This is a genomic window from Pseudomonas sp. PAGU 2196, from assembly GCF_022179005.1.
Lineage (GTDB): Bacteria > Pseudomonadota > Gammaproteobacteria > Pseudomonadales > Pseudomonadaceae > Aquipseudomonas > Aquipseudomonas kermanshahensis.
This window is the reverse complement of sequence record NZ_BNTL01000007.1, coordinates 1-7,244: the sequence shown is the minus strand read 5'-3', so window position 1 is coordinate 7,244 and position 7,244 is coordinate 1. Positions and strand designations below refer to the sequence as shown.

Here is a 7,244-nt window from a genome sequence, read left to right as displayed (position 1 = left end):
AGATGGGCCTTCCCGGCCCCACTGGGGCCGGGTCATGCGAACCCGAAGAGATAGTGAGTGTTCATGGAAAAGTCCAGATTCCGCAAATACAGCCTCGGCATCGCCGTGGCCCTGGTCGCCGGCATCACGCTGTATGCCGTCCAGGCCCCGGCCAAGCCGCCGCAGTACATCACCGCCACGGTCGAGCGTGGCGACATCGAAAACGCCGTGTTGGCCACCGGCACGTTGCAGGGCATCAAGCAGGTGGACGTCGGCGCCCAGGTGTCGGGCCAGTTGCGCTCGTTGAAGGTCAAACTGGGTGACAAGGTCACCGAGGGCCAGTGGCTGGCCGAAATCGACCCGCTGGTGCTGCGCAATACCTTGCGCCAGGCTGAGGTCGACGAGGACAAATTGCAGGCCGAGCGCCGTTCTAGCCTGGCCCAGCTCAAGCAGGCCAGGCGGGTCTATGAGCGCTATCGCGAACTGCAGGCCGACGAGTCGGTGTCGCGCCAGGACTTCGAGAACGCCGAGTCCGAATACGAGGTGCAGCAGGCCGCCGTGCGCTCGCTCGATGCGCAAATCCAGAGTGCCCGGGTCGAGATCGACACGGCCAAGGTCAACCTGGGCTACACCCGTATCAATGCACCGATCAACGGCCATGTGGTGGGCATCGTCACGCAAGAAGGGCAGACCGTGATCGCCAACCAGTTGGCGCCCGTGCTGCTCAAGCTGGCCGACCTCGACACCATGACCGTCAAGGCGCAGGTGTCGGAAGCCGATGTGATCCACATCAGCCCAGGCCAACCGGTGTACTTCACCATCCTCGGTGAAGACAAACGCTACTACGCCAAGCTGCGCGGCACCGAACCGGCCCCGCAGAACTACGCGCAAAGCACCGACAACAGCGATGGCAGCGCTACGAAACCCAATGGCGCGGTGTTTTACAACGCCCTGTTTGAGGTGGCGAACCCCGAGCACCGCCTGCGCATCTCGATGACCGCGCAGGTGCACATCGTGCTCGACACGGCCCAAGGCGTGCTCACTGTGCCGGTGGCCGCCCTGGGCGCGCGCAATGGCGACGGCAGCTTCCCGGTGCGGGTGCTCGATGCCAAGGGCTTCGCTCAGGTGCGCAACGTGCAGGCGGGGATCAACAACAACGTCAAAGTGCAGATCAAGGATGGCCTGGCCGAAGGTGACCGTGTGGTGATCGGCGAACCGGTGTCTGGCGAAGCAGGGGCGTGAGCATGAACATGAATGTCGAGCTGAGCGCACACAGCGCCGTTGCCTGCAGCAACGGCGAGCCGTTGTTGCGCCTGCAGGGGGTCAGCCGCAGTTTTCTGGCCGGCGACCGCGAGTTCTTGGCGCTGAAGGGTATCGACCTGCAGATCCACAGTGGCGAGTTGGTGGCGATCATCGGCGCTTCCGGGTCCGGTAAGTCGACCCTGATGAATATCCTCGGCTGCCTGGACAACGCCAGCAGTGGCAGCTACCAGGTCGGCGGCCAAGAGACGCGCACGCTGGACGACGATGCCTTGGCGGCGCTGCGCCGCGACCATTTTGGCTTCATCTTTCAGCGCTACCACCTGCTGCCGCACCTGGATGCCCTGCACAACGTCGAGATTCCAGCAGTGTATGCCGGCACTGCGCACGGGCAACGCCACGACCGGGCACGTGAGCTGCTCACGCGCTTGGGCCTTGCCGGGCATCTGGAACACCGCCCCAGCCAGTTGTCCGGCGGGCAGCAGCAGCGGGTGAGTATCTGCCGGGCGCTGATGAACGGTGGCCAGGTGATCCTCGCCGACGAGCCGACCGGTGCTCTGGACACGGCCAGCGGCAAAGAGGTGATGAATATTCTGCTGGAGCTGCACGCAGCCGGGCACACGGTGATCCTGGTGACCCACGACCCCAAGGTCGCCGCGCATGCTGAACGGGTCATCGAGGTCAGCGACGGTCAAATCGTCAGCGACCGGCGCACGGGCACCGCAGCCATGCCCACCCCGGTGGCCGAGCCTGCACCGGCCGCTTCGCCAGCAAGGCGCCTGGTCGCTAGCCTGGGGATGTTCCGCGAGGCCTTCAAGATGGCCTGGATCGCTTTGATCTCGCACCGCATGCGCACCTTGTTGACCATGCTCGGGATTGTCATTGGCATCACCTCGGTGGTGTCCATCTCGGCCATCGGCGAAGGGGCCAAGGGCTACGTGCTCAAGGACATCCAGGCAATTGGCAGCAACACCATCGATATCTATTCGGGTAGCAACTTTGGAGACAGCCGGGCGAAGACCATCGAAACCCTGGTGCCCGCCGACGTCACTGCGCTCAACGCGCTGTACTACGTCGACAGCGCCACCCCGGTGATCGGCCAAAGTACCTTGGTGCGCTACCGCAACCTCGATGTCGATGTGCAGCTCAATGGCGTCAGCGAACACTACTTCCAGGTGCGCAACATTCCCCTGGCCGCCGGTATTGTGTTCAGTGCCGAGGACGCACGGCGCCAGGCCCAGGTGGTGGTGATCGACCACAACACCCGCAAGCGCCTGTTCGGCCCCAACGTAGATCCGCTGGGGCAGGTGATCCTGGTGGGGAACCTGCCGTGCACGGTGATCGGCGTTACCGCCGAGAACAAGAACCTGTTCGTCGCCAGCAACCAGCTGAATATATGGGTGCCGTACGAGACTGCTGCCGGCCGCGTGCTTGGCCAACGCCACTTGGACAGCATCAGCGTACGCATCAAGGACGGCGTGCCCAGCAAGCGGGTCGAGGAGGAGGTGACCAAGCTGATGCTGCAACGCCATGGCACCAAGGATTTTTTCACCAACAACCTCGACAGCATCATGCAGACCGTGCAAAAGACCAGCCGCTCGCTGACCCTGCTGCTGTCGCTGATCGCGGTGATTTCGCTGGTGGTGGGCGGTATCGGGGTGATGAACATCATGCTGGTGTCGGTGACCGAGCGTACCCGCGAAATTGGCATTCGCATGGCGGTGGGGGCACGGCAGTCGGACATTCGTCAGCAGTTTCTGGTGGAGGCGGTGATGGTCTGCCTGTTTGGCGGGCTGGTCGGTATTGGCTTGTCGTATGGGATCGGCTACCTGTTCGAGTTGTTCGTCAAACAGTGGGAGATGGTGTTCTCACCGGCGTCGATCGTGATGGCGTTTGCCTGTTCGACGTTGATTGGGGTGGTGTTCGGCTTTGTGCCAGCGCGCAACGCGGCACGGCTTGACCCGATCGAGGCGCTGGCGCGGGATTGAGGTGCCCTGTACCTCAACCCTTGTAGGAGCAGCCTTGTGCTGCGAAGAGGCCGGTAATAGCAACGAAGATTCACGGTGTTATCACCGGCCTCTTCGCAGCACAAGGCTGCTCCTACACGGCGATTCGCGCCCGAGTGGGGATTACAAGATCAAACTGCCGTATACATCCAGCGCATCAAAGAATGCCGCCCGCTGATGCCAAGCTTGATCGCCGCCCGGCGCAAATAGCTTTCGACCGTATTCACCTTCAACTCCAGCCGCTCGGCCTGCTCCGGTGCGGTATGCCCGGCCAGCAGGCCAAGGCACACCTGACGCTCCCGTTCGGACAGCTTCAGCTCCGATTGCGCCAGGCGGTCGAGAAAACGCTGTTCGAGGCTCTCTTGCGTGGCGCGCTCGGCGGCGGGTTGCAGGGCATCGATGTGCTTTTCCAGCATCGGCAGCAGCAGGGGCGAGATGTCGTCCAGGCGGTTGCGTTCGAAGGCGGAGAAGCCGTAGGTGGAGTCAGCGCGCAGCACCTGGATTTCGTAGCGGGCGTCGCCTTTGCGGCGAATCAGGTGCAAGCGCGTCGGGTCGCTGCAGTCCCTGCTTGGCTGCACGTCCGAGGAAAACACGGTCTCGTTGATCACGGGCGCGTTGGCGTCAGGGCCGGCCGGGGCCACGGGCAGCAGGCGTATGTGCGTGGCGTCGATGGTCAGGTGGGCCTGGATCAGGTCGTGCAGCATGCGCGGGAATTGGCGGCTGCCGGTGCTGGCAATGACTTTGCCGATTTGTGGGTAGAGCAGGTGCGAATTCATCGTGTCGTCCATGAGGTCCGGTGGTGCAATTTCCCGTCTGGCTGTAGGCCCGCATCCTGGGCCGCATTCGGGAGGTGATGGGTATCCTAGTACAACGATTGAGTGACGGTTAAATGAAGTAACGATAGTGGCATAATAACGGCCTCCATGGCAGGCGACTGCTGTGGCGCGGGTTGTCGGGTATGATGCTGGCCTCCATCATCTTCAAGAGGCCTGCCCCATGTCCCTGAGTGCTGAACAGATTGGCGAATTCCGCGCCTTTGCCGAGCAGTTGGCCGATGCCGCCGCTGTGGCGATCACGCCGTATTTCCGTGCCAGCCTGGACGTCGAGGACAAAGGCGGGCGGTTGTACGACCCGGTGACGGTGGCCGACAAGGCGGCTGAAGATGCCATGCGCGCGCTGATCCAGGCGCGCTATCCCGAGCACGGCATTTTGGGTGAAGAGCAAGGCGTGGCAGTGGGCACCAGCCCCTTGACCTGGGTACTCGACCCGATCGACGGTACCCGCGCGTTCATCACCGGCCTGCCGCTGTGGGGCACCTTGATTGCCTTGAACGATGGCACGCGTCCGCGGGTAGGGGTGATGAACCAACCCTTTACCGGCGAACGCTTCGTCGGCACCCCGGAAGGTGCCTGGCGCAGTGGCACGCCGCTGAGAACCCGTGCCTGCGCCGACCTGGCCTCGGCCACACTGATGTGCACCACCCCGGACATGTTCGACACCGCAGCGCGCAAGGCAGCGTTCGAGACCGTGGCCGGCAAGGCCCGGCTGATGCGTTACGGCGGCGACTGCTATGCCTATTGCATGCTGGCGTCGGGCTTTGTCGATGTGGTCGTGGAGGCGAGCTTGCAGCCGTATGACGTGCAGGCATTGATTCCGATCATCGAAGGGGCGGGTGGTGTGATCACGGCCTGGGATGGCAGCTCGGCGCAGCATGGCGGGTGTGTGGTGGCTTGTGGTGACCCGGCGTTGCATGCGCAAGTGGTGGAGATGTTGCGTCACGCCATGTGACCATCGCACTTTTTCGGTTTCCTGGGCTCTATGCTTGGCCAGGCTGCACTGATCCCCGGTGCGGCCGCCGAATATCGACCCGGTGCCGATGGTTGCAAGCCCTTTCAGAATAGTCCCCGGCCTGCTGTTGGCAGGCGCCCTGACGTGCCTGTGCGCCTGTACCCAAGAGCAGGGCCGTGACATCGTCAGCCAGTTCGGCAACGGCAAGCCCAGCGAGCTGTTCCAGACCAGCGTCGACCGCCTGGCGACACTGTCGATGCGCGACAACCTGCAGAGCTTGTACCTGCTGATGAACAAGCTGTACCTGCGCAACCCCAACCAGTGGAAGATGTCTGGCTACGTCGATGCCGCCACGGCCGAGCGGCAGATCCGCATCGCCATCGAACAGCGCCAACCGTTGGCGCAACTGGGCAATCGCCGCGACCTTGCCGCCTTGAGTTACGCGCTGAGCCCGGAGTTTCGCGGGGACCGGGTCGGCGCGTTCATCTATGCCATCGGCAGCATGCTGATTACCGCCCATGGCGGGCGCACCGAGTTCTACATGACGGACACCATCGACCCGCTGTTCGTCAACAACGCGGCACGCAATATCGAGAAAGCCACCTGGATGCTGAGCCAGCGGCAGGATGCGAATGGCGTGCTGTTGCTGTTCTCCAACGAGATTTCGGAGGAGGGCAGCAACCTGAGTTTCGCCGTCGAGTTCGGCAAGATCGTGGCGCGGCTGGATTTGCTGGCAGAGCTGCTGGACGAGCGCTATCGCCGGATCGGGCTCAATTATGCGCAAAGCCTGTTGTTGATGAATTTCTTGCCGGTGCAGTGACCCGGGCCTTAAGTGGCGGCCGTCAGCAACGGCTGAAACTCCGCCAACAACCAGTCGCGCAACCGTCGGCAACTGGCGTCATGTTCCTTGTCTTCGTTGAAGGCCAGGAAATGGAAGGTGTCCTTGAGCACCAACTGCTGGTCGACCGGCCGCACCAGCAAGCCTTGCTCCACCAGCGGGCCCACCAGGTGGTGCCAACCCAATGCCACGCCCTGGCTACTCAGGGCAAGCTGCACCAGCAGGTTGTAGTCATTGGCATTGAAGAAATGCGGCGCCGTGCTGGCACGGCTCTTCAGGTCGACATCATGGAACGCCAACCAGACATTCCAGTCGACGTGCTCGGCCACCTGTGAGCGCCCATAGGGGCTGAGGTTGAGCAGCGAGCCGTCGCGAATCCCTTCCAAGGTAGTCAGCTGTGGGTGCTGCGCCAGGTACTGCGGGCTGCATACCGGGTAGACCACATCATGGTTGAGCGGGTGGCAGCTGTAGCCGGCCTGGATCTTGCCCAGCTTGGTGATGTAGATGTCCGGCCGTACGCCAGGCTCCATCGACAGGAAGTTCTGGGTGGTCACCAGGTTGATGTCGATGTCCGGGTTTTGCTCGAAGAACTTCGGCATCCGTGGCCCCAGCCACAGGGCGGCAAACGCTGGCGAGCAGCACAGGGTAACCACGTGTTTGGGGTTGATGTTGCTGCGGATTCGCTCGGCCGCCTGGGAGATGTTGACGAACGATAACTGCACCGCATCGAAGAAGATTGAACCCGCCACGGTCAGCTCTACCGCACGGCCGACACGGGTAAACAGTTCGGCACCCAGGTAGGTTTCCAGCTCACGGATCTGCCGGCTCACGGCGGCCTGGGTGACGCACAGGGCCTCGGCGGCACGGGTGAAATTCTGGTATTTGGCGGCCGCGACGAAGACTTTGACCGCGCGCAGCGAAGGCATCTTGATCAAGGTCTGATCGGGTTCAGAGTGTCTGACCATGTCGGTAGGGTTCAGGTCCTGTGTAGGAGCAGCCTTGTGCTGCGAAAGGGCCCTTACCGGCATCCCATAGCCAGTGTATGAGCGGGCCTCTTCGCAGCACAAGGCTGCTCCTACAAGTGCAGGGTGGGTTCAGGCCTTGATTGATAACTTCAGGTAATGATTAGCGCCCTGCAAATGTCGTTGGACCCACCCTGGGCCAAGGCATAACGTAAATCCCACGGCGCGACATTGAGACATCGATGTCGAATAACTTTTTGAAGCAGGACTTTCTGCGTGCCGGTGTTGACTCACGTTCGCTCTTGAACGGACTGCCAAGCGTACTCGCACTGATCTACTCGCCTTACCGAACAGTGCGATGTTGATAGATTGGTTAATAAGCATAATAACGAGGGTCGTATGAGCCATGCC

General features: G+C 62.2%; 6 protein-coding genes. 4 read left to right on the top strand and 2 right to left on the bottom strand.

What is annotated here, in order from left to right; all coding sequences use genetic code 11:
- The first annotated feature begins 63 nt into the window (after positions 1-63).
- Positions 64-1,221, top strand: coding sequence for a macrolide transporter subunit MacA (gene macA, locus MFF34_RS06895; RefSeq protein WP_238211647.1), 1,158 nt, complete (start codon positions 64-66; stop codon positions 1,219-1,221).
- A 2-nt stretch (positions 1,222-1,223) separates the two neighbouring features.
- A complete protein-coding gene (locus MFF34_RS06890) occupies positions 1,224-3,227 on the top strand; it encodes a MacB family efflux pump subunit (protein WP_027596799.1) in 2,004 nt (667 codons plus the stop codon).
- A 149-nt stretch (positions 3,228-3,376) separates the two neighbouring features.
- Here the strand turns inward: MFF34_RS06890 and MFF34_RS06885 are convergent, their stop codons facing one another.
- Positions 3,377-4,021: a LuxR C-terminal-related transcriptional regulator gene (locus tag MFF34_RS06885; RefSeq protein WP_238211645.1), complete on the bottom strand. Its 645-nt coding sequence runs from the start codon at positions 4,019-4,021 to the stop codon at positions 3,377-3,379.
- 220 nt (positions 4,022-4,241) lie between these two features.
- On the opposite strand from MFF34_RS06885, the gene hisN reads away from it, so the two are divergent.
- Entirely contained in the window at positions 4,242-5,033 is a 792-nt protein-coding gene (gene hisN / locus MFF34_RS06880) for a histidinol-phosphatase (RefSeq protein ID WP_238211642.1), read from the top strand.
- An 88-nt stretch (positions 5,034-5,121) separates the two neighbouring features.
- A complete protein-coding gene (locus MFF34_RS06875) occupies positions 5,122-5,853 on the top strand; it encodes a hypothetical protein (RefSeq protein WP_238211625.1) in 732 nt (243 codons plus the stop codon).
- 8 nt (positions 5,854-5,861) lie between these two features.
- Here the strand turns inward: MFF34_RS06875 and MFF34_RS06870 are convergent, their stop codons facing one another.
- Positions 5,862-6,836: a LysR family transcriptional regulator gene (locus tag MFF34_RS06870; RefSeq protein WP_238211623.1), complete on the bottom strand. Its 975-nt coding sequence runs from the start codon at positions 6,834-6,836 to the stop codon at positions 5,862-5,864.
- Positions 6,837-7,244 lie beyond the last annotated feature (408 nt).